Genomic DNA, 22,874 nt, shown 5'->3' with positions numbered 1-22,874 from the left:
CCACCGCCCCCGCGGCCCGCGCCGCGCCGCGCCCGAACCGGACGCCGGGAGACAAATGTAGACCCCGCCCCCGACACCGCACACGGGTTCGGCGCCGCCGGGTGGGCGGCGATGGCCGTGGGAGCGCTCCCATATCGGCCCGCGGCCGTGTACGATCACGCCGCAGCCCACCGCGACGCAGAAGCACCGCACCGCAGCCCGCCGCGAGGCAGCCCGCCGCGACGCAGAAGCACCGCATCGCACCGCCGCACCGCAGAAGCACCGAAGCCCGGGGAGCAACCCTTGTCCGACGCCGCACTCACCGTCATCGACCTCGGCGGCACCACGCTGCGCACCGCCCGCTACGGCGTGCACGACGACACCGTCACCGACGTCCGCCGCGTCCCCACCGACGGCATAGCCGCGCACCCCGACCTGCCGGTCGCGGACCTCCAGGCCCGGGTGCTCGACCAGGTCGCCGCCCTCGCCGCCGAAGCCGTCGAACGCCACGGCAGCAGCGCCGTCGCCATCGCCTTCGCCGGCCCCGTCACCGCCGACGGCCGCGCCCTGGCCGCCCCCACCGTCTGGGGCGGTCCCGGCGAACAGCTCCCGGTGCAGCGGCAGTTGGAGGAACGCCTCGGCCTGCCCGTCGTCGTGGTCAACGACCTGACGGCCGCGGTCTGGCGCTACGTCGACCCCGCCGACGAGCGGCCGTTCTGCCTGATCACGGTCAGCTCCGGCATCGGCAACAAGGTCTTCCGCAACGGCGAGGTCCTGCTCGACACCGAGGGCCACGGCGGCGAACTCGGCCACTGGACCGTCGACCCGTCCCCCGACGCCGCCCCCTGCGACTGCGGCGGCCGCGGCCACCTCGGCGCCCTCGCCTCCGGGCGCGGCGCCCTCGCCGCCGCCCGCCGCGCGGCCCACGCCGACCCCGACGGCTACGCCCGCTCCGCCCTCGCCGCCACCGCCCCCGACCCCGAACTGCTCGACAACCACGCCCTGGTGGCCGCCCTCCACGCCGGGGACGCCTTCGCGACCGACGCCCTGCGCCCCGGCCTCACCGCCCTCGCCTCCGCGATCACCGCCGTCTTCACCGCGATCGGCATCCGCCGCTACGTCCTGATCGGCGGCTTCGCCCTCGCCGTCGGCCCGCGCTACGCCGAACTCCTCACCGCCGAACTCGAACGCCTCGGCTGCTTCGGCCTCACCCCCGAGGAGATCCGCGACACGGTCGTGCTCGGGGCCGCCGACGACGACTCCGGCCTCATCGGCGCCGGCCGCCTCCTCGCCGCCCGCCTCCCCGAGGTCGCCGCGGTCACCGCCCCGGTCTCCTGATCCGGCCACCCGCCCCGGTCTCCTGATCCGGCCACCCGGCCCGGCGCCGTCCACAGGGCTCCGGGCCGGGGCAGTCAGCTACGCCGAACCCGTTCCAGCCGCTCCAGGTGCTCGTCCGTCCAGTTCTCCGGCGGCTGGATCCACAGCACCACGCTGAGCCGGTCGGGATCGTGGACCGTCACGGCCAGGGAGCGGTCCTCCTGCAGGTGGACGGCCAGGCCTGCCCCGCGCTCCCCGCCGAGGCTCGTGCCGGTGCCGGGCCGGAGGCCGTTCAGTCCGGCCTGCCACGCGTCGAGGTCGCGCGGGGAGAGGTGCAGCTCCAGCCTGGCGTCGACGAAGTCGGCGTGCACCAGGATCGCGGCCCGGAGCATGTCGTGGTCGTCCCGCAGGCCGGGCTCCCGACCCGCGACGCGCACGACGCAGCGGTCGCCGCCGGGGTCCTCCAGGTGGATCAGGTCCGTCGGGTCCGCATCGGTCATGCCGGTCTCGCTCTCCTCGCACTGGTCCGGCCCGCATTCTGCCGCATCGGCTCCCGGGCCGGTCGCCCCGGTGGCCCAGTGCTGGGCGACGACGAGCTCGCCGTCGCCCCCGGGCTCCCGGAAGGCGACGGCGGCCCGGCCGGCGGAACGGTGCCGGGCCCACCGGCGGCCCGGTCAGAGGCCGAGGATCACGGTGTCGCCGGTGAAGTCCAGCGCGGAGACGCCGGTGGTGGAGCAGGCGTCGAGCTGGGTGTTCAGGGCGACGGCGGTCGAGCTGACGGTGGCGCCCTGGAAGGTCCCGGCGGTGATGCTGCCGACCAGCTCGACCACGGTGGTGCCGTTGACGGCCCGGGTGTTGACCCGGGTGAAGCTGAAGGTGCTGGTGCTGGAGTTGTTCCAGGTGTAGGTCTTGCTGCCGGCCGGGAAGTTGAGCAGGTCGGTGCAGGTGAGCGTGGTCGTGTAGTGGTCCGAGCTGGTGGCGGAGGTGTAGCCGGTGGGGAGGCCGGTGCACGTCCAGGAGGTGGTGGCGTCGACGGTGACGCTCTGCGCGGTGTCGGTGATCGCGGGGCTGTAGGTGGCGGCGGTGCTCGCGACGCAGTCGAGCACGACGGTGTCGGCGCGGGCGGCGCCGACCGGCACCAGGACCGCGGCCAGGGTGACGGCGGACAGCGCGGCGGCGACGCGGAACGGGGAACGCATGATGCCTCCGGAGTTCGGCGGGCAGTGAGGGTGCCCCCATGATGGGCCGTCGGGCGACGGGGGGCCAGCCGCGCACCGGGCCTCCGTCCGCGCGCCCGCGCCCCCGGGCCCGCTCCGGCGCGCCCCGCGCGGACAGCGCCCCCGCGCACCTGCGCCGTCGTCCGCGACGTTCCACCGAGGGGCACCCGGCCGCGCCGCCCGCCCGGCGCCCCCGTGCGGGCGCACGCCGGGCCCGGCGCCGTCGGCGGCACCCCCGGCGCACTTCGACGTCGCCCCGGTCGACTCCGTGGGGCCCCCGGGACGGCTTCAGTGCTGGACGATGACGCGCTCGCCCTCGCCCACGGGCTCCTGGAAGGCGTCGAAGTAGCGCTGCAGGGTCTCCTCCGAGACCGTGACGCTGTTCGCGTCGTTGCGCCGGTTGCGGGCGGCGAGGCGGCGGCGCAGGGTCGGCAGGTCGGCCCGCAGACGAATCAACTCCCAGCGGCAGCCGTGCTGTTCGACCAGGGCCTTGTAGCGGTCGCGGGTGGCACGCTGCCAGAAGCTGTAGTCGACGACGACGGGGCGGCGGGCCGCCAGCAGCCGGACCAGTCCCTGCCACAGCTCGGCCTCGACGGCGCTCTTCATCCGGTCGTACTCGGCCGGGTCGAGCTCGGCCGCGTCGTGGCCGAGCCGGTCCCAGACCACCTCGTCGATCGACAGCCGGGTGAAGCCGCGCCGCTCCAGGGCCCGCGCGTAGGTGCTCTTGCCCGAGCCGGGCAGCCCGCACATCAGCACGGCCAGGCCGCGCTCCGTTCCGTCCAGCTCGGGCAACAACCGTTCGGGCAGCAGTAGTTCGGGTTGCGGTTCCGCCTCGTCCATGCCAGTCACCCTAGGGGGCGCCGACCGTCGAGCGGGAGTCGATTTCGGTCGGGAGACCGGGCACGTCACCGACGCCGAACGCTTCGGCTCCAGCTTCGTCTTCGAGGGCTTCCTCACCGACCGGCTGCGCGCCGCCTCCCCGCGGGTCGCCGCCACCCCGTGGTGGCGGGCCGTCGCGGGCGCGACCTGGCGGGCCCCCGAGGGCCCCGGCAGCGACTACGCCGCCCGCCAGCAGCACCCGGTGGTGCACGTCTCCTGGAACGACGCCCGGGCGTACTGCGCCTGGTCCGGCACCCGGCTGCCCACCGAGGCCCAGTGGGAGTACGCGGCCCGCGGCGGCACGGACGGCACCCGCTACCCGTGGGGGGACGAACTCGCCCCCGGCGGACGGGAGATGCTCAACATCTGGCAGGGCGACTTCCCGACCCGGGGCACCGGCCGCCACCGCTCCACCGCCCCCGTCCGCTCGTACCGCCCCAACGGCCACGGCCTCTACAACGTGCTCGGCAACGTCTGGGAGTGGTGCGCCGACCGCTTCAGCCCCGACCACCACCTCCCCGACACCCCCGCCACCCGCCAGGACCCGCTCGGCCCGCCCACCGGCACCTCCCGGGTCATGCGCGGCGGTTCCCACATGTGCCACGCCTCCTACTGCAACCGCTACCGCCTCGCCGCCCGCTCCGCCAACACCCCCGACAGCTCCAGCGGCAACATCGGCTTCCGCACCGCCCGTTGAGACTGCCGGGCGCACCGCCCGACCTGCCGCCGGGCGCACCGCCGGACGCACCGCCCGTCGAGGCCGCCGGGCGCGCCGACGGCAGGTCGGGGGCAGGCCGGGGGCAGGTCGGGGGCCGCCCTGGGGGAGGGGGCGGCGCACCCTTGACCGGCCCTTGCCGAGGTCGCGAGGGCATGTTGCGGGGGTGCTCCGCGGTCCTAGCGTCCTGCCGCCGAGCTGAAACCGGCCGCGACGCCACACCCCATCGGCGTCGTCGGCCGTCCCCCATCAACCCCGGCTCGGTGGGAGGAAACCCGATGAACCGCAAGACCGCTCTGGCGGCAGCTGTTGCGGCCGCCCTCACCATGGGCACCGTGATGGTGGCGAGTTCCCAGTCCCCCGCACTGGCCAGCGGCACCACCGCGAACGGTGCCGGCTTCCAGGCGATGACCTCGGTGGGCCGCACCGCGGTCCTGGAGCAGGCGGAGAAGGACGCCAAGGGGCTAGCCAAGAGCCTGGGCCTGGGCCCGGACGAGCGCCTGCTGCCCAAGGACGTGCTGGTCGACAACGACGGTGCCCGGCACGTGCGGTACGACCGCACCTACCGCGGCCTGCCGGTGGTCGGCGGCGACCTGGTCGTGCACTACGGCAAGAACGGCAAGGCCACCTCGACCACCTGGGCCCACGAGGGCGCGATCAAGGTGGCGGGCGTGACGCCCAAGCTGTCCGGCAAGGACGCCTCGGCGGCCGCCGTGCGCAGCGCCAAGCACGTCAAGCAGGCCCGCACCACCAACCTCGACACCAGCCAGCTGGTGGTCTGGGCGGTCGGAAAGGTCCCGGTGCTGGCGTACCGCAACACCGTGACCGGCGCGGGCGAAGCGGGGGCCGACTCCCGCGAGGCGGTCCTGCTGGACGCCGCCAGCGGCGCGGTCCTGGACCAGTACGAGGTCAACCAGACCGTCTCGGGCACCGGCAACGGCGTGAACGTCGGCCAGGTCACCATCGAGACCAGCCAGGGCGGCAGCGGCTACACGCTGACCGACGCGCTGCACGGCTCCACGGTCGTCTACGACTCGTACAACAGCCCGCAGTCGAACCCGGCGCAGAACGCCCGGACGTTCTCCAAGTCGACCAACTCCTGGGGCAACGGCTCCACTTCGAGCCGGGAGAGCGCCGCCGTGGACGCCTCCTACGGCCTCGCGAAGACCTGGGACTACTACAAGAACACCTTCAACCGCTCCGGCATCCGCAACGACGGCCGCGGCGCCCGCCGCCACCGCCAACCTCAACTACTCCGGCGAGTCCGGCGGCCTCAACGAGGCCACCTCCGACATCTTCGGCACCATGGTCGAGTTCTACGCCAACAACAGCACCGACCCCGGTGACTACTACATCGGCGAGAAGCTCCGGATGGGCAACGGCTACCTGCGCCGGATGGACAACCCGGCCGCGGACGGCTCCTCGCTGTCCTGCTACAGCAGCCGGGCCGGGCAGGTCGACGTGCACTACTCCTCCGGCATCGCCAACCACTTCTTCTACCTGACCGCCGAGGGCACCGGCGCCAAGACCATCGGCGGCCTGTCGCACAACGGCACCCCGTGCAACGGCGACAGCTTCAGCGGCATCGGCAAGGAGAAGGCCGCGGCGATCTGGTACCGCGCCCTGTCCACCTACATGACCTCCACCACCAACTACTCCTCGGCGCGCACCGCGACCCTCCAGGCCGCCGCCGACCTGTACGGCTCCAACTCCCAGGAGCGGTACATCGTCTCCAAGGCGTGGGCCGCCGTCTCGCTCGGCACCGCGCTGCCCGACCCGGGCGGCAACCCGTCCCCGTCGCCGACCGCCTCGCCGACCTCCTCGCCCACCGGCAACCCCAACCCGGGCAACGCGCTGACCAACGGCGACTTCGAGCAGGGCGCCACCGGCTGGACGCAGAGCGCCGAAGACATCACCAACTCCACCCAGCAGTCCCCGCACGGCGGTTCCTGGTACGCCTGGATGATGGGCTACGGCTCCGCGGCCACCGAGACCCTCGCGCAGAACAACGTCGCCGTCCCGTCCAGCGGCACCCCGAAGCTCACCTTCTGGCTGAAGGTCACCACCCAGGAGTCCGGCTCCACCGCCTACGACACCCTGAAGGTCAGCGCCAACGGCCAGACCCTGGCGACGTACTCCAACGCCAACGCGAGCTCCGGCTACGTGCAGAAGACCGTCGACCTGAGCGCCTTCCGCGGGCAGACGGTCAACCTGCAGTTCGCCGGGCAGGAGGACGCCTACCTGTCGACCGTCTTCCTGGTCGACGACGTCAGCGTCGGCTGACCGGAGGCCCCCGCGACGTCCCCGACAGCAGGGCCTTAAAAGGGACTTAACAGCGGGTCGCGAGGGTGTCGTGTTCATGCGACACCCTCGCGCAGCCGGTTCCGAGGCGGCACACTGACCGCCATGACCGGCATCCTCCCCGGCCCGGCCGCAGCCGCCACCACCCCGGCGGAAGCGACCGAGCCCCCACTCGTCGACCGCGCCCACCTGCTCGCCGAGATCCGTGCCGCACTCACCGCCACTGGCGGCGTCCTGCTGCACGGACCGGCCGGCATAGGCAAGACCGCGCTGCTCGACGCACTCGCCCGGGACGCCGGACCGGCAGGCTGGGCCGTCCTGCGCAGCAGCCCCACCGCCGCCGAGGCGGACCTGCCGCACCTCGCCCTGATCGACCTCCTCGGCGAGGCCCTCCCCGGCCTCGCCGAGGACCTGCCCGACCACCTGCGCCAGGCCCTGGAGTGCGCCCTGCTCCACCGCGCACCCCAACCCGGCGCCCCCACCGACCCGTTGGCCGTCCGGGTCGCCGTCCTCGAAGCACTGCGCCGACTCGCCCAGCGCGGCCCCGTGCTCGTCCTGCTCGACGACACCCAGTGGCTCGACGAGGCCAGCCGCCAGGTCATCGCCTTCGCCGCCCGCCGCCTGACCGACCGCCACGTCCGCTTCGCCGTCACCGAACGCACCGAACACGCCGACGCCGCACCCGAGATGGGCGCACTCTGCCCGCCCGCCGCCCGCGAGATCCCGGTCGGCCCGCTCAGCGAACGCGGCACCGGCGCCCTGCTGCGCGAACGGCTCGACCTGCGCCTGAGCGGACTCACCCTCACCCGCGTGCACACCGTCAGCGGAGGAAACCCGTACTACGTAATGGAGTTGGGCCGCTCACTGGCCGCCGGGAACAGTGAGAGCGCACTCGCCGCCGACCCCGACCGCCCGCTCGACGTCCCGCACCGGCTGCGCGCCCTGGTCTCCGCCCGGCTCGGCGAACTCCCCGACGCCGCACGGCAGTCGCTCACCGTCCTGGCCGCCGCCCGGCCCGGCACCGCGCTGCCCGCCACCGTCACCGAACCCCTCGCCGCCGCCCGCCGCCACGGCATCCTCCAGCAGACCCCCACCGGCGCGCCGCAGTTCAGCCACCCCCTGGTCGCCGAAGTCGTCCTCGCCGACGCCGCCCCCGCCGCCCTGCGCGCCGCCCACCGGCTGCTCGCCGAACTCGCCGCCGACCCCGTCGAACAGGCCCGCCACCAGGCCCTCGCCACCGACGCCCCCGACCCCCACCTCGCCTCCCGGCTCGGCCGCGCCGCCGACACCGCACTCACCCGCGGCGCCCCCGGCACCGCCGCCGAACTGCTCCGCCTCGCCGCCGACCACACCCCCGACCCCGACACCGCCGGACGCCGCCTGCTCGCCGCCGCCCGCAACGCCGCCGCCGCCGGCCTGCCCGACCTCGCCCGCGCCTGCGGCGAACGCCTCGCCGCCGCCCCCACCGCCGACGTCCGGGTCCACGCCCGCCTGCTGCTCGCCCGCCTGCTCGGCCCCGACCACCCCGGCGCCGAACCCCTGCTCACCGCCGCCGCCGAGGACACCGGCGGCCACCCCGGCCTCACCGCCGCCGTCCACCAGGAACGCGCCGTCCGCGCCCTGCACCGCGGCGACCGGGCCGAAGGGCTCGCCGAACTCGCCATCGCCGAGAAGCACGCCGACCACGCCGATGACCCCGACCTGCTCGTCGAACTCCTCGCCCAGCGCGCCCCGTTGACCCTGCTCACCGACCCCGCCCGCGGCCTCGCCCAACTCGAACGCGGCTGCCGCCTCGCCGCCGGGCGGCCCCCCACCGCCGCCGCGGTGTTCTGCCGCGAAGGGCTCGCCGTCGCCGCCCTGCGCAGCGGCGACCTGCCCCGCGCGATCGCCGAGGTCGAAACCCTGCGCGCCGAGGTCGAAGCCTCCGGCCGCACCGAGGACCTCGCCAACGTCCTCTACATCTCCGCCTCCGTCTACGAACGCGCCGGACGCTGCACCGAGGCGTACGCCGCCGGACGCGCCGCCCACGAACTGCGCGAACGCATCGAACCCAACCCAGGGCCGGCCCGCGTCCTCGGCGGCGCCGCCGAACTCAACGGCGGCACCGCCGACCGCGCCGCCCAGCTCCTCGACTCCGCGATCCGCGCCGCCGAGGACGACCACGACCGCGAATGGCTCGCCTACGCCCACGGCCTGCGCGGCCGCGCCGAACTCCTGCGCGGCAACCACCTAGCCGCCGCCGAACACCTCGGCCGCTGCCAACTCCTGCTCCGCCGCATGGAGTTCACCGACCCCTCACTCTTCCTGGTGGACGCCGACCTGGCCGAGGCACTCGCCCTCTCCGGCAGCTCCGACGAAGCCGCCGCCACCCTCGCCGACGCCCGCGAGCGCGCAACCCGCCTGGGCCGCGACGTCCTCACCCTCGGCCTGCACCGCGCCGAAGCCCACCTCACCGCCGCCACCGACCCCCGCCGGGCCGCCGACACCCTGCGCGCGCTGATCCCCGACACCCACCCCTACCCCCTCGAACTCGCCCGCGCCCACCTCGCCCTCGGCACCCTCGAACGCCGCGCCCGCCGCCGCGCCGCCGCCCGCACCGCTCTCCAGGAGGCCCACACCCGCTACGCCGCCGCGGGCTGCCTACCCTGGCAGCAGCACGCCGCCGCGGCCCTCGCCGCCCTCGACGCGCTGGAGGCCGACCCCACCCCCATGCAGCAGCAGATCCTCACCCTGATCCGCTCCGGCGCCACCAACCGCGAGATCGCCGCCCGCCTCCACCTCTCGGTCAAGGCCGTCGAAGCCAACCTCACCCGCCTCTACCGCCAGTACGGCGTCCGCGGCCGGGCCGAACTCGCCCGCCACCGGGACTGACCGGCCCGCCACCGGGACTGACCGGCCCGCCACCAGGACCGACCGGCGCGCTACGACAGGTTGCCGCCGCTGGTCGTCAGGGTGCCCGTGCCCTGGTCCAGCAGCGCCGCCGCGCCCCAGCCGCGCAGGTCGTTGCCGGTGACCCAGGTGCCGTTGCTGCCGGCCATCACCGCGACGGCCGCGGTGGCGTCCTGGGCGGCGCCGCTCCTGCGCACCACGTTGCCCTGCACCGAGGCGTTCTTCGCGTTGGCGCCGACCCGGATGCCGTACTTGTCCGCCGCGCCGTCCGTGTTCAGCCCGGAGAACACGTTGTTCCGGACGGCCAGGTCGTCCGAACTGGCGGCAAGCCCGTGCGTCGCGCAGTTGGTGACCCGGTTCCCGCTGACCAGGCTGCCGGTGCTGGCGTTCACGAACAGGCCGTCGCCGGCGATGTCGGTGGCGGTGTTGTCGGTCAGCACGCTGCCCGGCGAGTAGTCCAGTTGGACGGCCTGGCAGTTGCTGGCCTTGTCGTTGCGGAGGGTGCGGACGACCGTGTTGCCGGTCACCACGGCCTGCGGCGCGTAGCCGACGTACACGCCGTGCTCGCCCTGGGTGTTCGCGACCGCGTTGCCGCTGACCACCAGGCCGGTGATCGGCGCCTCGGCCTTGCCGGACACGGTGATGCCGCCGCTGAGGGAGCCGCCGTTGCCGGTACCGGTGACGGTGTTGCCCTGGATCAGCAGGCCCGTCAGCGGGTTCGACGCCAGCGAGCGGACGTCGATGCCCGCGTTGGACGCCGACTCGATGGTGTTCCCGCTGACCACCGAGTGCTGCCAGTCCACGACCCGGACGGCCGCCAGGGTGGCGCCCTCGATCCGGTTGCCGACCACCCGGACGTTGCTGTGCACCATGCCCGCCGCGCCGCCGTGGTCCCCGCACAGCGCACCGAAGTTTACGTAGCCCGCGGCCGTCGGGGGCCGCAGCGTGCAGCCGGAGACGAGTACGTCCACGCACGGGGTCAGGTCGTACGGGGGCGCGGGCAGGTTCGCGGACGAGGTCGCGCCGGTGATCTGCACGGCCTCCTTGTCCGCGCCGAAGGCGCTGTTCGTCCCCTCGAAGACGCAGTCCAGCACCCGCACCCCGCGCACCGCGTTCAGCTCGATCGCGTGTGCCGAGGGCACGTTGACGATCACGCAGTCCCGGAACAGCAGGTCCGCGGCGTGCGCGAAGGCGAACGCGTCGGTCTGCCGGGTCAGCGTCGCCCCCGCCATGTCCCACGTCCCGCCCAGGACGCTGATCCGGCCCGGCCCGGTGTACCCCGGCGCCTCGACGCCCCCGTTGACGTTGTGCAGCAGCGCCGAGCAAGCGTCGGTGCCCCGGACGATCCGGGCCCCGTACGCGATCACCGTGGTGCCCGCGGTCAGCCGCACCCCCATGGTCAGGGTGTACGTGCCCGGCGGGATCAGCACGGTGGCGCCCGGGTTGCCGTCGAAGGCGTCGTGGAACGCGGTGGTGTCGTCGGTGCCGGCCGGCTTGTAGTCCAGCACGTTCACCACCGGTCCGCCGCCCGTCACCGCCTGCGCGGACTGGGCCCCGACGAGTTGGGCGCCGCCGAACACGCCGAGAGCGGTGCCGCTCGCCTTGAGCAGGCCGCGTCGGTCCATGGGGTTCCCCCTGTGAAGATCGGATGAGTGGAACCCGGAGCATAGTGAAACTCCGTAGGCGGACCGCGCCCCGGGGGGGGCTCAGACCCGTTCGAGCGGGCGGTGCGGCTCGGGCGGCAGGGTGACGGTGACGGCGTCCCCGGGGCGGATCCCGCCGCCGGAGCGGACCACGCCCATGATCCCGGCCTTGCGGACCACCGCCCCGGCCTCGTCCCGTCCCACCACCTGCTTGAGCAGCCCGGGCTGGAAGGCGTCGATCTGCGCGCACGGGTTGCGCAGCCCGGTCACCTCGACCACGGCCTCCGCCCCGAGGTGCAGCAGCGTCCCGACCGGCAGGGCGAGCAGGTCCACGCCCCGGGTGGTGACGTTCTCGCCCAACTGCCCGGGCTCCACCGCGAACCCGGCCGCGGCGAGCTCGTCGAACAGCTCGGCGTGCATCAGGTGCACCTGCCGCAGGTTCGGTTGCGCGGGGTCCTGCCGGACGCGGGAGCGGTGCTTGACCGTCACCCCGGCGTGCACGTCGCCCTCGACCCCGAGGCCCGCCAGCAGCCGGATCCCCGGCCGGTTCGGCTTCGTGAAGGAGTACGCCCCGTTGCTGCTGACCGCCACCACGCTCCCGGTCACCCGGACCACCTCTCGTCGTACCGATGTTCCGTGCACCCACCTTACGCCCGGCCCGCCGGGCTTCAGGGGGAGGGGAGCAGCCGGGTGCCCGGGGGGAGCGTGTCGGTGCGCTCGGCTTCGCGCAGGTAGGCGAGGAGGGTGCCGCGGAAGGCGTCCGCGGCGCGGGTGAGCGGCAGGTCGCGGCCGTGGGCGAGGGCGATGGTGCGGCCGAGGCCGGGGGGTGCGAAGGGGGTGCTGGGCAGGGCGGCGCTGGCGGCGACCATGCCGGGGACGACCGCGGGGCCCAGCCCGGCCCGGACGGCGGCCAGCACGGCGTCCATCTCGCCGCCCTCGACGGCGTACGAGGGCTCGAACCCGGCCGCCCGGCAGGCCGCCAGGGTGGTCTCGCGGACGTCGTAGCCCTCGCGGAACATCACCAGGTCGCGGCCGCGCAGCTCGGCGATCCGGGGCCGGCGGCGGGGGAGCGGTTCGGCGGAGACCAGCACCAGGTCCTCGTGCAGCAGCGGGGTGACGGCCAGCGGGGCGGGCGCGGCGGAGCCGGGGGTGATCACCAGGGCGAGGTCCAGCTGTCCGGCCTCCAGGTCGCGGACGAGGTCGCGCGAGCCGCCCTCGGTCAGCTGCAGGTCGACGCCGGGGTGCCGGGCCCGGTACGCGCGCAGCACCTGCGGGACGAGGCTGGCGCACAGCGAGGGCGGCGCCCCGAAGCGGACCCGGCCGCGGCGCAGCTGCACCGTCTCGGCGACGGCCCGCCGGGCGCTGTCCGCGTCGGCGAGGATCCGGCGGGCCAGCGGCAGCAGGGCCTGGCCGGCGTCGGTCAGGGTCGTCCCGGAGCGCGAGCGGTGGAACAGTTCGGCACCCAACTCCCGCTCCAGGGAGCGGATCTGCTGGGACAGCGAGGGCTGCGAGACGTGGCTCAGCTCGGCGGCCCGGGTGAAGTGCCGGGCGTCGGCGACCGCGACGAAGTAGGCGAGCTGCTGCAACTGCACACCAGCCATCATAGGCAGCGCCTATCGTGAGCGGCACTTCCATGTCTTGGACACCCGCGACACGCCCGGCCTACGGTCATGGTCATGGCTTCTGCTACCCGGACCAACCGGACCAACCAGGCGACCCGGACGCCCCGGACCCCCGCCCCCGGCCGGCGCCCGTCCTCCGCGGCGTCGCTGTGGCGCAGCTCCGTCGGCAAGAAGGCCGTGATGGCGGTCAGCGGCCTGGTGATGCTGGCCTACCTGGTCGCCCACATGCTGGGCAACCTCAAGGTGTTCTTCGGCCCGGACGACATCAACGGCTACGCGCACTGGCTGCGCACCATCGGCGAGCCCTTCCTGCACCACGGCTGGTTCCTCTGGCTGGCCCGGCTGGTCCTGCTCGCGGCCGTGCTCGCCCACGGCACCGCCGCCTACCAGCTCTCCCGCCGCGACCTGCGGGCCCGCCCGGTGAAGTACGCGCACCGGCGGCAGCGGGCCACGTACGCGACCCGGACGATGCGCTGGGGCGGGGTGATCCTCGGGCTGTTCGTCGTCTGGCACATCCTCGACCTGACCACCCTCACGGTGAACCCGGCCGCCGAGGAGGGCCACCCGTACCAGAACATCGTGGCCTCGTTCTCCACCTGGTACTCGGGCGCGGTCTACTGCCTGGCGATGCTGGCGCTCGGCCTGCACGTGCGGCACGGCTTCTGGAGCGCCGCGCAGACCCTGGGCGTCAACAACCCGCGCCGCGACCGGGCGTTGAAGCTCGGCGCGAACGCGCTGGCGCTGCTGCTGACCGCCGGGTTCCTGTCGGTGCCGGTGGCCGTGATGGCCGGACTGGTCCGATGAACCCCCAACACCCCACCGGGAGCCCGGGAATGAGCTACTCCGACTACACCCTCGGCGCGCCCGTCGCCGACACCGCCGCCCCGGCCGGGCCGATCGAACAGCGGTGGGAGCAGCGGCGGTTCGAGGCCAAGCTGGTCAACCCCGCCAACCGCCGCAAGCACACCGTGATCGTGGTCGGCACCGGCCTGGCCGGCGGCGCGGCGGGCGCGACGCTGGCCGAACAGGGCTACCACGTCGTCCAGTTCTGCTTTCAGGACTCCCCGCGGCGGGCCCACTCGATCGCCGCGCAGGGCGGCATCAATGCCGCCAAGAACTACCGCAACGACGGCGACTCGGTGCGCCGGCTGTTCTACGACACCGTCAAGGGCGGCGACTTCCGGGCCCGCGAGTCCAACGTGCACCGCCTGGCCGAGGTCTCGGTGGAGATCATCGACCAGTGCGTGGCCCAGGGCGTCCCGTTCGCCCGTGAGTACGGCGGCCTGCTCGACACCCGCTCCTTCGGCGGCGTCCAGGTCTCCCGCACCTTCTACGCCCGCGGCCAGACCGGCCAGCAACTGCTGCTCGGCGCCTACCAGGCGCTGTCCCGGCAGATCGCCGCCGGGAACGTCGAGATGCACCCGCGCACCGAGATGCTCGACCTGCTGGTCGTCGACGGCCGGGCCCGCGGCATCGTCGCCCGCGACCTGGTCACCGGCGAGATCCGCTCCTACACCGCGGACGCCGTGGTGCTCGCCACCGGCGGCTACGGCAACGTCTTCTACCTCTCCACCAACGCCAAGAACTCCAACGCCACCGCGATCTGGCGGGCCCACCGGCGCGGCGCCCTGTTCGCCAACCCGTGCTTCACCCAGATCCACCCGACCTGCATCCCGCGCTCCGGCGACCACCAGTCCAAGCTGACCCTGATGAGCGAGTCGCTGCGCAACGACGGCCGGATCTGGGTCCCGAAGGCGAAGGGCGACACCCGCCCCGCCGCGCAGATCCCCGAGGACGAGCGCGACTACTACCTGGAGCGGATCTACCCGGCGTTCGGCAACCTGGTGCCCCGAGACATCGCCTCCCGGGCCGCCAAGGTGGTCTGCGACGAGGGCCGCGGCGTCGGCCCCGGCGGGCAGGGCGTCTACCTCGACTTCGCCGACGCGATCGCCCGGCTCGGCCGGGACGCCGTCGAGGCCAAGTACGGCAACCTGTTCGAGATGTACGAGCGGATCACCGCCGAGGACCCGTACACCGTCCCGATGCGGATCTACCCGGCGATCCACTACACGATGGGCGGGCTCTGGGTCGACTACGACCTGCAGACCACGATCCCCGGCCTGTTCGCGATCGGCGAGGCCAACTTCTCCGACCACGGCGCCAACCGGCTCGGCGCCAGCGCCCTGATGCAGGGCCTCGCCGACGGCTACTTCGTGCTGCCGCCCACCCTCAACGACTACCTGGGCCGCACCAAGCTCGCCGCCGTCCCCGCCGACCACCCCGAACTCGCCGCCGTGGAGGCCGAGTCCGCCGACCGGCTCAACCTGATCCTGGCCGTCGACGGCGACCGCACCCCCGACTCCTTCCACCGCGAACTCGGCGAACTCTTGTGGGAGGAGTGCGGAATGGCCCGCGACGAGGCCGGACTGCGCCGCGCCCTGGCCCGGATCCCGCAGATCCGCGAGGAGTTCTGGCGCCGGATCAAGGTGCCCGGCACCGGCGAGGAGCTCAACCAGGCACTGGAGAAGGCCAACCGGCTCGTCGACTACTTCGAACTCGCCGAACTCATGTGCCTGGACGCCCTGCACCGCGCCGAGTCCTGCGGCGGCCACTTCCGCACCGAGTCCGCCACCCCCGACGGCGAAGCCGCCCGCCGCGACGAGGAGTTCGGCTACGCCGCGGCCTGGGAGTTCACCGGCACCGGCGAGGCCCCCGTCCTGCACCAGGAACAGCTCGTCTTCGAGCACGTCCACCCCACCCAGCGGAGCTACGCGTGAACCTCACCCTGCGCATCTGGCGCCAGCAAGGCCCGGACACCCCGGGCGAGATGACCGAGTACCGGGTCTCCGGGATCAGCGAGGACATGTCCTTCCTGGAGATGCTCGACACCCTCAACGAGGAACTCATCCTGCGCGGCGAGCGGCCCGTCGCCTTCGACCACGACTGCCGAGAAGGCATCTGCGGCGCCTGCGGCATGGTCATCAACGGCCAGGCCCACGGCCCCGAACGCACCACCACCTGCCAGCTCCACATGCGGCACTTCACCGACGGCGACACCGTCGACGTCGAACCCTGGCGGGCCGGCGCCTTCCCCGTCGTCCGCGACCTGGTGGTCGACCGCTCCGCCCTCGACCGGATCATCGGCTCCGGCGGCTACGTCACCGCCCCCACCGGCTCCGCCCCCGAGGCGCACGCCACCCCCGTCCCCAAGGAGGCCGCCGACCTCGCCTTCGAGCACGCCGAGTGCATCGGCTGCGGGGCCTGCGTCGCCGCCTGCCCCAACGGCTCCGCGATGCTCTTCACCGCCGCCAAGGTCGTCCACCTCAACGTCCTCCCGCAGGGCGCCCCCGAACGCGCCTCCCGGGTGCGGAACATGGTGGAGACCATGGACGCGGAGGGCTTCGGCGGCTGCACCAACACCGGCGAGTGCGCCACCGCCTGCCCCAAGGGCATCCCGCTCAGCGGCATCGCCCGCCTCAACCGCGAGTTCCTGCGGAGCTGACCGGCCCGGACTCGCCCACCAACCACCCCTCGTAGGCTTCCGGGGCGCCCGCCAGGTGCTCCGGGAGCCGCGCCAGCACGTCCTGCAGCACGGCCGTCCCGTGGTGCGCCGCCAGCTCCGCCCGGCTCGCCCACAGCTCGTACAGGAAGAACCGGCCGTCCTCCTGCTCGTGCAGCCGGTACACCAGGCTGCCCGGGTGCTCGCGCGAGGGCTCCACCAACTCGGCCAGCAGTGCGCGCAGTTGCTCCCGGTGTCCGTCCTTCGGGGTGAGGAAGCCGTAGAGCGCCACCGGCTCGTTCCGGTCCGTACCGTCCGTGTTCTGGTTCGTCGTCATGTCGGCAACCGTAGGATGTGACACCGGTGTGAGGTTCAAGCCAGAGCGGTGTGGGGTGGGTCACATGATGCGGATCGGCGAGCTGTCCCGGGCCACCGGCGTCCCGGTGCGGCTGCTGCGCTACTACGAGCAGCAGGAACTGCTCACCGCGCACCGCACTCCCGGCGGCCACCGCGAGTACGGCGCCGACGCGCCCGTCGAGGTCGGCCGGATCCGCGCGCTGCTCGCCGCCGGGCTCACCAGCCGCACCATCCGCGAACTGATGCCCTGCTACGAGGACGGCGAACTGCACCCCTGCGTCCGTGACCGGCTCACCGCTCAACTCGCCGACCTGAACGCCCGGATCGGCGAACTCGCCACCGCCCGCGACGCCCTCGCCGACCTCACCGCCCGCATCCCGCAATCCGCCTGACGGAACGTCAGATGTCCCGCGGGGCGGCCAGCGGCAGCGGGCCGGGGCCCTTGACGATCCGGATGGTCGGCGCCGTCTCCAGGTGCTGCACCCCGCGCAGCGCCGCCACCCGGGTGGTCAGGTAGCCGTACAGCTCCCGGGCGGTCCGGGTGATCACCACCGCGTGCAGGTTGCTCGGACCGGTCGTCGCGCAGGCGTACGCCACCTCCGGGTGGTCGGCCAACGCCGCACCCGCGGACGCGAGTTCGGACGGGACCACGTTCAGCCACAGCCAGGTGTGGGTGCGCAGGCCGAAGATCCGCCAGTCCACGTCCAGGTCGAAGTACAGCACCCCCGAGGCCGACAGCTCCTCCAGGCGCCGCCGCACCGTGCTCTCCGACTTCCCGCAGGCGGCGGCCAGTTCGGCCAGCGGGGCCCGCCCGTCCACCGCCAGCACCGCCAGCAGCCGACGGTCCGCCACGTCCAACTCCGGTACGGGAGCGCCGGGTTCGGCGACCTGCGGGCCGGCCGCGGTGAGCGCCGCGACCTGCTCGGCGCTCAGCGCACCCGACTTGACCGCCAGGCTCTGCGCCCCGCCGAAGAAGGTGTGCAGCACGCAGTGCGCCGTCATCCCCAGCACGTTCGGGGTGCGCGGCAGGTGCTGGAGCAGCAGCGAGTGGTCCGCGCGGTCCGGCGGCGTCCGGGTCGAGCAGGCGATCTCGGTGCCGCCCGAGTTCAGCGACACCCACACGGTGTCCTCCCGCCGGGCCAGCGCCGCCGCCACCGCCCCCGCCGCGTCCGGCGAACAGCGCACCCGCAACTGCCAGCGCACCTCGCCCAGCCGCTCCGGGTCCGACAGCCCCAGCACCCGGATCAGCCCCGCCCCGCGCAGCCGCCCGTACCGGCGCGCCACCGTCTGGTCGGACACCCCCAGCACCGCCGCCAGCCTGCTGAACGCGGCCCGCGGCGCCAACTGCAACGCGTGCACCACCTGCCGGTCGACGGCATCGTACGTGTCGGATCCCACCGCCCCAGCCTAGACCGTGTCGAGAACCACCGGGAACGCCGCACCGGCTAGGGGAAAGCGGCGGCAACGGGCCAGAGTACGGCGGTAAGCGAAGCCCGCTCCGGAAGGACGCCCCGCCCGTGCGCAAGTGGACACCCCTGACGGCGATCTGCGTCGGCGCGTTCATGCTGCTGGTCGACACCAGCATCGTGAACACCGCGCTGCCCGAGATGTCCGAGGACCTGCACTCCACCTTCACCGCCCTGCAGTGGGTGGTCGACGTGTACGCCCTCACCCTCGCCGCCCTGCTGATGGCCTTCGGCTCGCTCGGCGACCGCCTCGGCCACCGCCGCCTCTACCTGGCCGGCCTCGCCGTCTTCGGCCTCGCCTCGCTGGCCTGCACGCTCGCCCCCGGCGCCGGCACCCTGATCGCCGCCCGCGCCGTCCAGGGCATCGGCGCCGCCGCCATGATGACCTCCACCACCGCGCTGCTGAACGCCGCCTACCAGGGCCGCGACCGGGGCACCGCGTTCGGCGTCTGGGGCGCCGTCAACGGCGCCGCGGCCGCCGCCGGACCGGTGCTCGGCGGGCTGCTCACCCAGCAGTTCGGCTGGCGCTCGGTCTTCCTGGTCAACCTGCCGATCGCCGCCCTGGCCGGCTGGCTCACCGCCCGCCGCCTCGCCCCCGACCGCACCGCCCCCGCCGCGGGACGCTTCGACCTGCCCGGCGCCACCGCGTTCACCCTGTTCGCCGCCGCCCTCACCTACGGCCTGATCGAGAGCGGCGAACGCGGCTGGAGCGACCCCCTGGTGCTCGGCACCCTCGCCGGGGCCGCCCTCGCCCTCGCCGCCTTCACCGCCGTCGAACTCCGCACCGCCCACCCCCTGCTGGACCTGCGCCTGCTGCGCAACCCGGCCTTCACCGGCCTCGCCGCCGCCGGACTGCTGCTCACCGCCGCCGCCTTCGCCCAGCTCACCTACACCGGCCTGTGGCTCCAACAGGTCCTGCACCTCGGCCCGCTGAGCGCCGGACTGGCCGTCTGCCCGCTCGCCGCCGCCGCGTTCGTCACCGCCCCGATCGGCACCCGCCTGCTGCGCGGCGCACCCCCGCGGCTGCCGATCGGACTCGGCCTGGTCCTGATCGGCACCGGCACCCTGCTGCTCGTCCTGGTCTCGCCCGGCTCCGGCTGGACGGCCCTGCTGCCCGGCCTGCTGGTCACCGGGACCGGCGTCGGCCTGGCCACCCCGCAGATGATGTCCGCCGCCCTCGCCACCGTCCCGCGCGAACGCGCCGGCACGGCCTCCGGCGCCTTCAACACCGCCCGCCAGCTCGGCTTCGCCCTGGGCATCGCCGTCCTCGGCACCGTCTTCCAGAACACCCTGCGCGACCGGGGCCCCGCCGACCCCCGCCACGCCTACGCCACCGCCCTCGACCACGTCTACCTCACCGCCGGAGCCGCCGGACTGCTCGCCGCCGCCCTGGTCGTCCTCCTGGTCCGCCGCCCGACGGCCCCGGCCCCGGCGTCCGCACCCGCACCCGCACCCGTCGAGGACCGCTCCCCGCAGCCGTCCTGAGCCGCCCGCCCGTCCGGGGCCACGCCCGCCCGTCCGTCCCGGGCCGCGCCCGCCCGTCAGCGGACGTCGTGGCCCGGGTGCTCCCGGTCGTACGCCGCCCTGGCCCCGGCGATGGCCCCGCATCGCGGCCGGACCCTCGACCTGGTCGGCCCGCCCGTCACGGCCGCCCGGGTCGCCGACCGGCTCGGGGTCCCGCACCGCGGCATCGGCCTGGGCGAGTACCGGCGCCGCCTCCTCGACGAGACCCCCGGCCTCCTCCCGTTCCAGCCCCCGATGCTCGCCTCGATCGCCACCGGCATCCGCCACGGCTTCCTCGCCCGCACCACCCCCGACCTCACCGACCTCCTCGGCCGCCCCGCCCGCGACCCACTGGCCGTCGCCACCGCGACCGCCGCCGCCTGCCCGGCTGCCGCGTCGGCGTGGCGGGGCGGGGTGCGGGTCGGCTGTCCGTGGCGTTCCGCTCCGCGGTCCGTTGGTGGCTTGAGCGGGAGGGGCCGTGGCCCGTCTGCCCGTGGCGCTTTGCGGGCTGTTCTCCCCGCCGCCTGCCCGGCTGCCGTGTCGGCGTGGCGGGGCGGGGTGCGGGGCGGGGTGCGGGTCGGCTGCTCGTGGCGTTCCGCTTCGCGGTCCGTTGGTGGCTCGACCGGGAGGAGCCGTGGCCCGTCCGTCCGTAGCGTCTCACGGGCCGTTCCCCCCGTCCGCCCGGCCGCCGCGGCGGTCCGACGGGCAGTCGCCCCGCTCGTCCGCTCGTCCGCTCGTCCGACCGTCCGCCCGCTCGCCCGCGCTACGCGACGTCCGGCCGGGTCAGTAGCGGTGAGCGCAGGTGCAGCTCCAGCCGGGGGCCGGTCAGCGGCGGGGTGCTCCACTGCGCCGTCGCCGTGCCCGTGGCCGGGTCGACGGTCAGCCGGACGCGGTGCGGGGTGGTGATCACGTACAGGTCGGCGAGGAAGCAGCCGTCCTGCCAGGCCCCGGCGGCGACGACCGGGCGGCCGAGCGGGGCGCTCTCCCGCCAACTGCCGTGGCCGACCTCCAGGTCGAGGACGGCGCCGGTGTCCGGGAGCGGCCCGAGCCGGACCCGCCAGCCGCCGTCGGCCGGTTCGACGGCGGCTGCCGTCCCGTGCGGGAGGGCCGACCCCTCGGCGGTGGCGTCCACCCGCGCGCGGGCCGTCCGCCCCGGCTCGGCCGGGCCCGGCACCGGCGGCAGCGACAGCCGTCGCAGCCGTTCGGCGAGGGCCGCGTCCTCCTCAGGGCCGTCCGAGCCGCCGTCCGAGCCGCCGTCCGAACCGCCGACCGGGTCGAGGCCGGGCAGCAGGCACTCCCACAGGGCGTCGAACACGGCCTGGGACGCGCCCTCGGCGGTCACCGCGACCACGAGCTCGTGCGCGGGCACCACCACGAGCTGCTGCCCGTAGGCGCCGTTCGCGTGGTAGCCGTGCCGGGAGCGCCAGAACTGGTAGCCGTAGCCGCAGGAGAAGTCCGGGTCCGTCGCCCCCGAGATGAACGACTCGGAGGCGACGTGGCGGCGCGTCGCGAGCTCGACCCACGCGCGCGGCACGAGCTGCCGGTCGCCCCAGCGGCCGCCGCGCCGCAGCAGCTCGCCGAACGCGGCCAGCGCCTCGGTGGTCAGGTGCAGCCCGTGGAAGCCGAACGCGGCGCCGCCGCGGACCCGGTCCCACTCGGCGTGGTCGATGCCCATCGGGGCGAACAGGCGCTCGTCGAGGAACTCCGGCAGGCCCCGGCCGGTGACCCGCTCCACGATCCGGGCCAGCAGGAAGGTGGTCGAGTTGTCGTAGACGTGCCGCGTCCCCTCGGGCGCGTCGAACGGCAGGCCGAGGAAACCCCGCACCAGGTCGTCGGGCTCCCGCCGCCAGGCCTCCTCCAGGCTGTCCCCGGCGTGCCCGGCGGTCATCGTCAGCAGGTGGTGGACGGTGATCCGGCGGGCCTGCTCCGGGGCGTCGGCCGGGACGTGCTCGGGCAGCAGGTCGACCACCAGGTCGTCCGTGGCCAGCAGCCCGTCGGCGACCGCGAGCCCCACCGCGACGGCCGTGAACGACTTCGTCAACGAGTAGAGCAGGTGCGGGCGTTCGGCCGAGTACGGCGCCCACCAGCCCTCCGCGACGACCTGCCCGCGGCGCACCACCAGCAGCGAGTGGCACTCGACCGGCAGCTCCTCCAGCCGGTCCAGCAGCGCGCCCACCGCCCGGGACGACACCCCGACGGCGGACGGCGCCGAACGCGGCAACCGGAGGCGCTGAGCAGACATCCCGAACTCCCCGACAGGTACGGGCCCCTGGACGCGGGGCGGGCCGACCCGCGCATGCTACGGACGGCCCGGGCCGGAGGCCACGCCTTTTCCGCCCAGCCCAGCTCAGCCCCGCCCAGCCCGCTCCGTCCCGCTCCGCCCAGCCCGCTCCGCCCAGCCCGCTCCGTCCCGCTCCGTCAGCCCCGCTTCCGGGCCCGGCTCGGTTGCACCCGGGACGGCTCTCCCGGCATCTTCGGGAAGTCCGGCGGGTAGGGCAGGTCGCCCGCGCCCTGGTGCGCGTACAGCTCCAACGCCCCGTCCAGCGAGGCCCGTTGCTCGTCCATCCCGGCGTGCACGTCGCCGAGTTCGGCGAACCGTCCGGGCAGCGTGCGCAGCGTGAAGTCGGCGGGGGAGACCCGCTCCAGCTCCTCCCAGCGCAGCGGGGCGGAGGCGGTGGCCCGCGGGCGGGCCCGCAGCGAGTAGGGGGAGGCGATGGTGCGGTCGCGGGCCATCTGGTTGTAGTCGACGAGGATCCGCGCGCCGCGCTCCTCCTTCCACCAGGCGGTGGTGACCTCGCCGCCGGAGCGGTGCTCCAGCTCGCGGCCGAGCGCGATCACGGCGTGCCGGCACTCGGTGAACGTCCAGCGCGGCTCGATCGGCACGTACACGTGCAGGCCGCGGCCGCCGGAGGTCTTCGGCCAGCCGGTCAGCCCGAACTCCTCTAGCAGCGGCCGCAGTTGGAGTGCGGCGCGGACGGCGTCGGAGAAGTCGGTGCCGGGCTGCGGGTCGAGGTCGATGCGCAGTTCGTCCGGGTGCTCGGTGTCCGTGCGGCGCACCGGCCAGGGGTGGAAGGTCAGGCAGCCGAGGTTCGCCGCCCACAGCACGGCCGCCTCCTCGGTCGGGCAGACCTCGTCCGCGGTGCGCCCGGACGGGAAGGCGATCCGCGCGGTCGGCAGCCACTCCGGGACGTTCTTCGGCGCCCGCTTCTGGTAGAACGACTCGCCGTCCACGCCGTCCGGGAAGCGCTGCAGCGTGGTCGGCCGCCCGCGCAGCCCGCGCAGGACCCCCGGCGCGACCGCCAGGTAGTACTCGGCGACGTCCCGCTTCGTGTACCCGGGCTCCGGGTAGTAGATCTTGTCCGGGTTCGACAGCCGCACCGTCCGGCCGCCGACCTCCAGTTCCACCGCTGCTCCAGCCATGCCCCCACGCTAGGCACCGCCCCGCCCCGCCCGCGCCCCGCGACACACCGCCCCGCCCCGCCCGCGC

20 protein-coding genes are annotated in these 22,874 nt (G+C 74.6%); 10 read left to right on the top strand and 10 right to left on the bottom strand.

Annotated features, from left to right (window positions below):
• The first annotated feature begins 282 nt into the window (after nucleotides 1–282).
• Nucleotides 283–1,317, top strand: a complete 1,035-nt coding sequence (locus OO57_RS13025; protein WP_033252567.1) for an ROK family protein — start codon at nucleotides 283–285, stop codon at nucleotides 1,315–1,317.
• Between the two features lie 74 nt (nucleotides 1,318–1,391).
• Here the strand turns inward: OO57_RS13025 and OO57_RS13020 are convergent, their stop codons facing one another.
• From OO57_RS13020 to OO57_RS13010, 3 genes are all read right to left on the bottom strand, one after another.
• Nucleotides 1,392–1,796, bottom strand: coding sequence for a DUF5959 family protein (locus tag OO57_RS13020; protein WP_033252566.1), 405 nt, complete (start codon nucleotides 1,794–1,796; stop codon nucleotides 1,392–1,394).
• Nucleotides 1,797–1,970: 174 nt separating this feature from the next.
• Nucleotides 1,971–2,495, bottom strand: a complete 525-nt coding sequence (locus tag OO57_RS13015; RefSeq protein WP_033252565.1) for a hypothetical protein — start codon at nucleotides 2,493–2,495, stop codon at nucleotides 1,971–1,973.
• Nucleotides 2,496–2,801: 306 nt separating this feature from the next.
• Nucleotides 2,802–3,353 carry an AAA family ATPase gene (locus OO57_RS13010; RefSeq protein ID WP_051777447.1) on the bottom strand — a complete coding sequence of 184 codons (552 nt, stop codon included), beginning with the start codon at nucleotides 3,351–3,353 and terminating at the stop codon, nucleotides 2,802–2,804.
• On the opposite strand from OO57_RS13010, the gene OO57_RS13005 reads away from it, so the two are divergent.
• The 4 genes from OO57_RS13005 to OO57_RS12995 all read left to right on the top strand — a co-directional run bounded on the left by OO57_RS13005 (nucleotide 3,352) and on the right by OO57_RS12995 (nucleotide 9,279).
• Nucleotides 3,352–4,089 carry a formylglycine-generating enzyme family protein gene (locus OO57_RS13005; RefSeq protein ID WP_324606777.1) on the top strand — a complete coding sequence of 246 codons (738 nt, stop codon included), beginning with the start codon at nucleotides 3,352–3,354 and terminating at the stop codon, nucleotides 4,087–4,089. The genes OO57_RS13010 and OO57_RS13005 overlap by 2 nt on opposite strands.
• A 296-nt stretch (nucleotides 4,090–4,385) precedes the next feature.
• Nucleotides 4,386–5,453 (top strand): hypothetical protein, encoded by a 1,068-nt coding sequence (locus OO57_RS47205; protein WP_324606776.1) that lies wholly within the window; start codon nucleotides 4,386–4,388, stop codon nucleotides 5,451–5,453.
• Nucleotides 5,401–6,390 (top strand): M4 family metallopeptidase, encoded by a 990-nt coding sequence (locus OO57_RS47200; protein WP_324606781.1) that lies wholly within the window; start codon nucleotides 5,401–5,403, stop codon nucleotides 6,388–6,390. The genes OO57_RS47205 and OO57_RS47200 overlap by 53 nt, the downstream gene beginning before the upstream one ends.
• 123 nt (nucleotides 6,391–6,513) lie before the next feature.
• Nucleotides 6,514–9,279, top strand: coding sequence for an ATP-binding protein (locus tag OO57_RS12995; RefSeq protein WP_033252564.1), 2,766 nt, complete (start codon nucleotides 6,514–6,516; stop codon nucleotides 9,277–9,279).
• A 50-nt stretch (nucleotides 9,280–9,329) separates the two neighbouring features.
• On the opposite strand, the gene OO57_RS12990 is transcribed toward OO57_RS12995, so the two are convergent.
• From OO57_RS12990 to OO57_RS12980, 3 genes are all read right to left on the bottom strand, one after another.
• The gene (locus OO57_RS12990) at nucleotides 9,330–10,922 is read right to left on the bottom strand and encodes a right-handed parallel beta-helix repeat-containing protein (protein ID WP_033252563.1); all 1,593 of its coding nucleotides are present in this window, start codon (nucleotides 10,920–10,922) and stop codon (nucleotides 9,330–9,332) included.
• 81 nt (nucleotides 10,923–11,003) lie between these two features.
• Nucleotides 11,004–11,534: an MOSC domain-containing protein gene (locus tag OO57_RS12985; RefSeq protein ID WP_033252642.1), complete on the bottom strand. Its 531-nt coding sequence runs from the start codon at nucleotides 11,532–11,534 to the stop codon at nucleotides 11,004–11,006.
• A 74-nt stretch (nucleotides 11,535–11,608) separates the two neighbouring features.
• On the bottom strand, nucleotides 11,609–12,532 hold the full coding sequence (locus OO57_RS12980) for a LysR family transcriptional regulator (RefSeq protein WP_033252562.1): 924 nt from the start codon (nucleotides 12,530–12,532) through the stop codon (nucleotides 11,609–11,611).
• A gap of 84 nt (nucleotides 12,533–12,616) precedes the next feature.
• Between OO57_RS12980 and OO57_RS12975 the strand changes: the two genes are divergently transcribed.
• From OO57_RS12975 to OO57_RS12965, 3 genes are read left to right on the top strand one after another with little or no spacing between them, the layout of a single operon-like run.
• Nucleotides 12,617–13,366 (top strand): succinate dehydrogenase cytochrome b subunit, encoded by a 750-nt coding sequence (locus tag OO57_RS12975; RefSeq protein ID WP_199811251.1) that lies wholly within the window; start codon nucleotides 12,617–12,619, stop codon nucleotides 13,364–13,366.
• A gap of 29 nt (nucleotides 13,367–13,395) precedes the next feature.
• Nucleotides 13,396–15,339, top strand: a complete 1,944-nt coding sequence (locus OO57_RS12970; protein ID WP_033252561.1) for a fumarate reductase/succinate dehydrogenase flavoprotein subunit — start codon at nucleotides 13,396–13,398, stop codon at nucleotides 15,337–15,339.
• A complete protein-coding gene (locus OO57_RS12965) occupies nucleotides 15,336–16,064 on the top strand; it encodes a succinate dehydrogenase/fumarate reductase iron-sulfur subunit (RefSeq protein ID WP_033252560.1) in 729 nt (242 codons plus the stop codon). Before OO57_RS12970 ends, OO57_RS12965 begins: the two co-directional genes overlap by 4 nt.
• On the opposite strand, the gene OO57_RS12960 is transcribed toward OO57_RS12965, so the two are convergent.
• Nucleotides 16,039–16,398, bottom strand: a complete 360-nt coding sequence (locus tag OO57_RS12960) for a putative quinol monooxygenase (RefSeq protein ID WP_051777444.1) — start codon at nucleotides 16,396–16,398, stop codon at nucleotides 16,039–16,041. The genes OO57_RS12965 and OO57_RS12960 overlap by 26 nt on opposite strands.
• Before the next feature lie 64 nt (nucleotides 16,399–16,462).
• Here OO57_RS12960 and OO57_RS12955 point away from each other — a divergent pair, with 64 nt between their 5' ends.
• Nucleotides 16,463–16,810, top strand: a complete 348-nt coding sequence (locus OO57_RS12955) for a MerR family transcriptional regulator (protein ID WP_081973647.1) — start codon at nucleotides 16,463–16,465, stop codon at nucleotides 16,808–16,810.
• Nucleotides 16,811–16,817: 7 nt separating this feature from the next.
• On the opposite strand, the gene OO57_RS12950 is transcribed toward OO57_RS12955, so the two are convergent.
• Nucleotides 16,818–17,816 carry an Lrp/AsnC family transcriptional regulator gene (locus OO57_RS12950; protein WP_033252559.1) on the bottom strand — a complete coding sequence of 333 codons (999 nt, stop codon included), beginning with the start codon at nucleotides 17,814–17,816 and terminating at the stop codon, nucleotides 16,818–16,820.
• Nucleotides 17,817–17,935: 119 nt separating this feature from the next.
• Here OO57_RS12950 and OO57_RS12945 point away from each other — a divergent pair, with 119 nt between their 5' ends.
• The gene (locus OO57_RS12945) at nucleotides 17,936–19,369 is read left to right on the top strand and encodes an MFS transporter (RefSeq protein ID WP_033252558.1); all 1,434 of its coding nucleotides are present in this window, start codon (nucleotides 17,936–17,938) and stop codon (nucleotides 19,367–19,369) included.
• Between the two features lie 781 nt (nucleotides 19,370–20,150).
• Here the strand turns inward: OO57_RS12945 and OO57_RS12935 are convergent.
• Together OO57_RS12935 and ligD are read right to left on the bottom strand one after the other, a co-directional pair.
• On the bottom strand, nucleotides 20,151–21,629 hold the full coding sequence (locus tag OO57_RS12935) for a serine hydrolase domain-containing protein (protein ID WP_199811250.1): 1,479 nt from the start codon (nucleotides 21,627–21,629) through the stop codon (nucleotides 20,151–20,153).
• Between the two features lie 176 nt (nucleotides 21,630–21,805).
• A complete protein-coding gene (ligD, locus tag OO57_RS12930; protein ID WP_199811249.1) occupies nucleotides 21,806–22,807 on the bottom strand; it encodes a non-homologous end-joining DNA ligase in 1,002 nt (333 codons plus the stop codon).
• Nucleotides 22,808–22,874: the final 67 nt, after the last annotated feature.

This window comes from Kitasatospora phosalacinea (genome assembly GCF_000717185.1).
Taxonomy (GTDB): Bacteria; Actinomycetota; Actinomycetes; order Streptomycetales; family Streptomycetaceae; genus Kitasatospora; species Kitasatospora phosalacinea_A.
Note: the sequence above shows the minus strand (reverse complement) of the source record. Positions and strands in the feature narration are given on the sequence as shown.

Coding starts and splice junctions, on each gene's coding strand:
- OO57_RS12975 (WP_199811251.1), top strand. CDS start 12,617: ATGGCTTCTGCTACCCGGACCAACCGGACCAACCAGGCGACCCGGACG.
- OO57_RS12970 (WP_033252561.1), top strand. CDS start 13,396: ATGAGCTACTCCGACTACACCCTCGGCGCGCCCGTCGCCGACACCGCC.
- OO57_RS47205 (WP_324606776.1), top strand. CDS start 4,386: ATGAACCGCAAGACCGCTCTGGCGGCAGCTGTTGCGGCCGCCCTCACC.
- OO57_RS13010 (WP_051777447.1), bottom strand. CDS start 3,353: ATGGACGAGGCGGAACCGCAACCCGAACTACTGCTGCCCGAACGGTTG.
- OO57_RS12960 (WP_051777444.1), bottom strand. CDS start 16,398: ATGACGACGAACCAGAACACGGACGGTACGGACCGGAACGAGCCGGTG.
- OO57_RS12995 (WP_033252564.1), top strand. CDS start 6,514: ATGACCGGCATCCTCCCCGGCCCGGCCGCAGCCGCCACCACCCCGGCG.
- OO57_RS13015 (WP_033252565.1), bottom strand. CDS start 2,495: ATGCGTTCCCCGTTCCGCGTCGCCGCCGCGCTGTCCGCCGTCACCCTG.
- OO57_RS13005 (WP_324606777.1), top strand. CDS start 3,352: ATGCCAGTCACCCTAGGGGGCGCCGACCGTCGAGCGGGAGTCGATTTC.
- ligD (WP_199811249.1), bottom strand. CDS start 22,807: ATGGCTGGAGCAGCGGTGGAACTGGAGGTCGGCGGCCGGACGGTGCGG.
- OO57_RS12990 (WP_033252563.1), bottom strand. CDS start 10,922: ATGGACCGACGCGGCCTGCTCAAGGCGAGCGGCACCGCTCTCGGCGTG.
- OO57_RS12935 (WP_199811250.1), bottom strand. CDS start 21,629: ATGTCTGCTCAGCGCCTCCGGTTGCCGCGTTCGGCGCCGTCCGCCGTC.
- OO57_RS12955 (WP_081973647.1), top strand. CDS start 16,463: ATGATGCGGATCGGCGAGCTGTCCCGGGCCACCGGCGTCCCGGTGCGG.
- OO57_RS13020 (WP_033252566.1), bottom strand. CDS start 1,796: ATGACCGATGCGGACCCGACGGACCTGATCCACCTGGAGGACCCCGGC.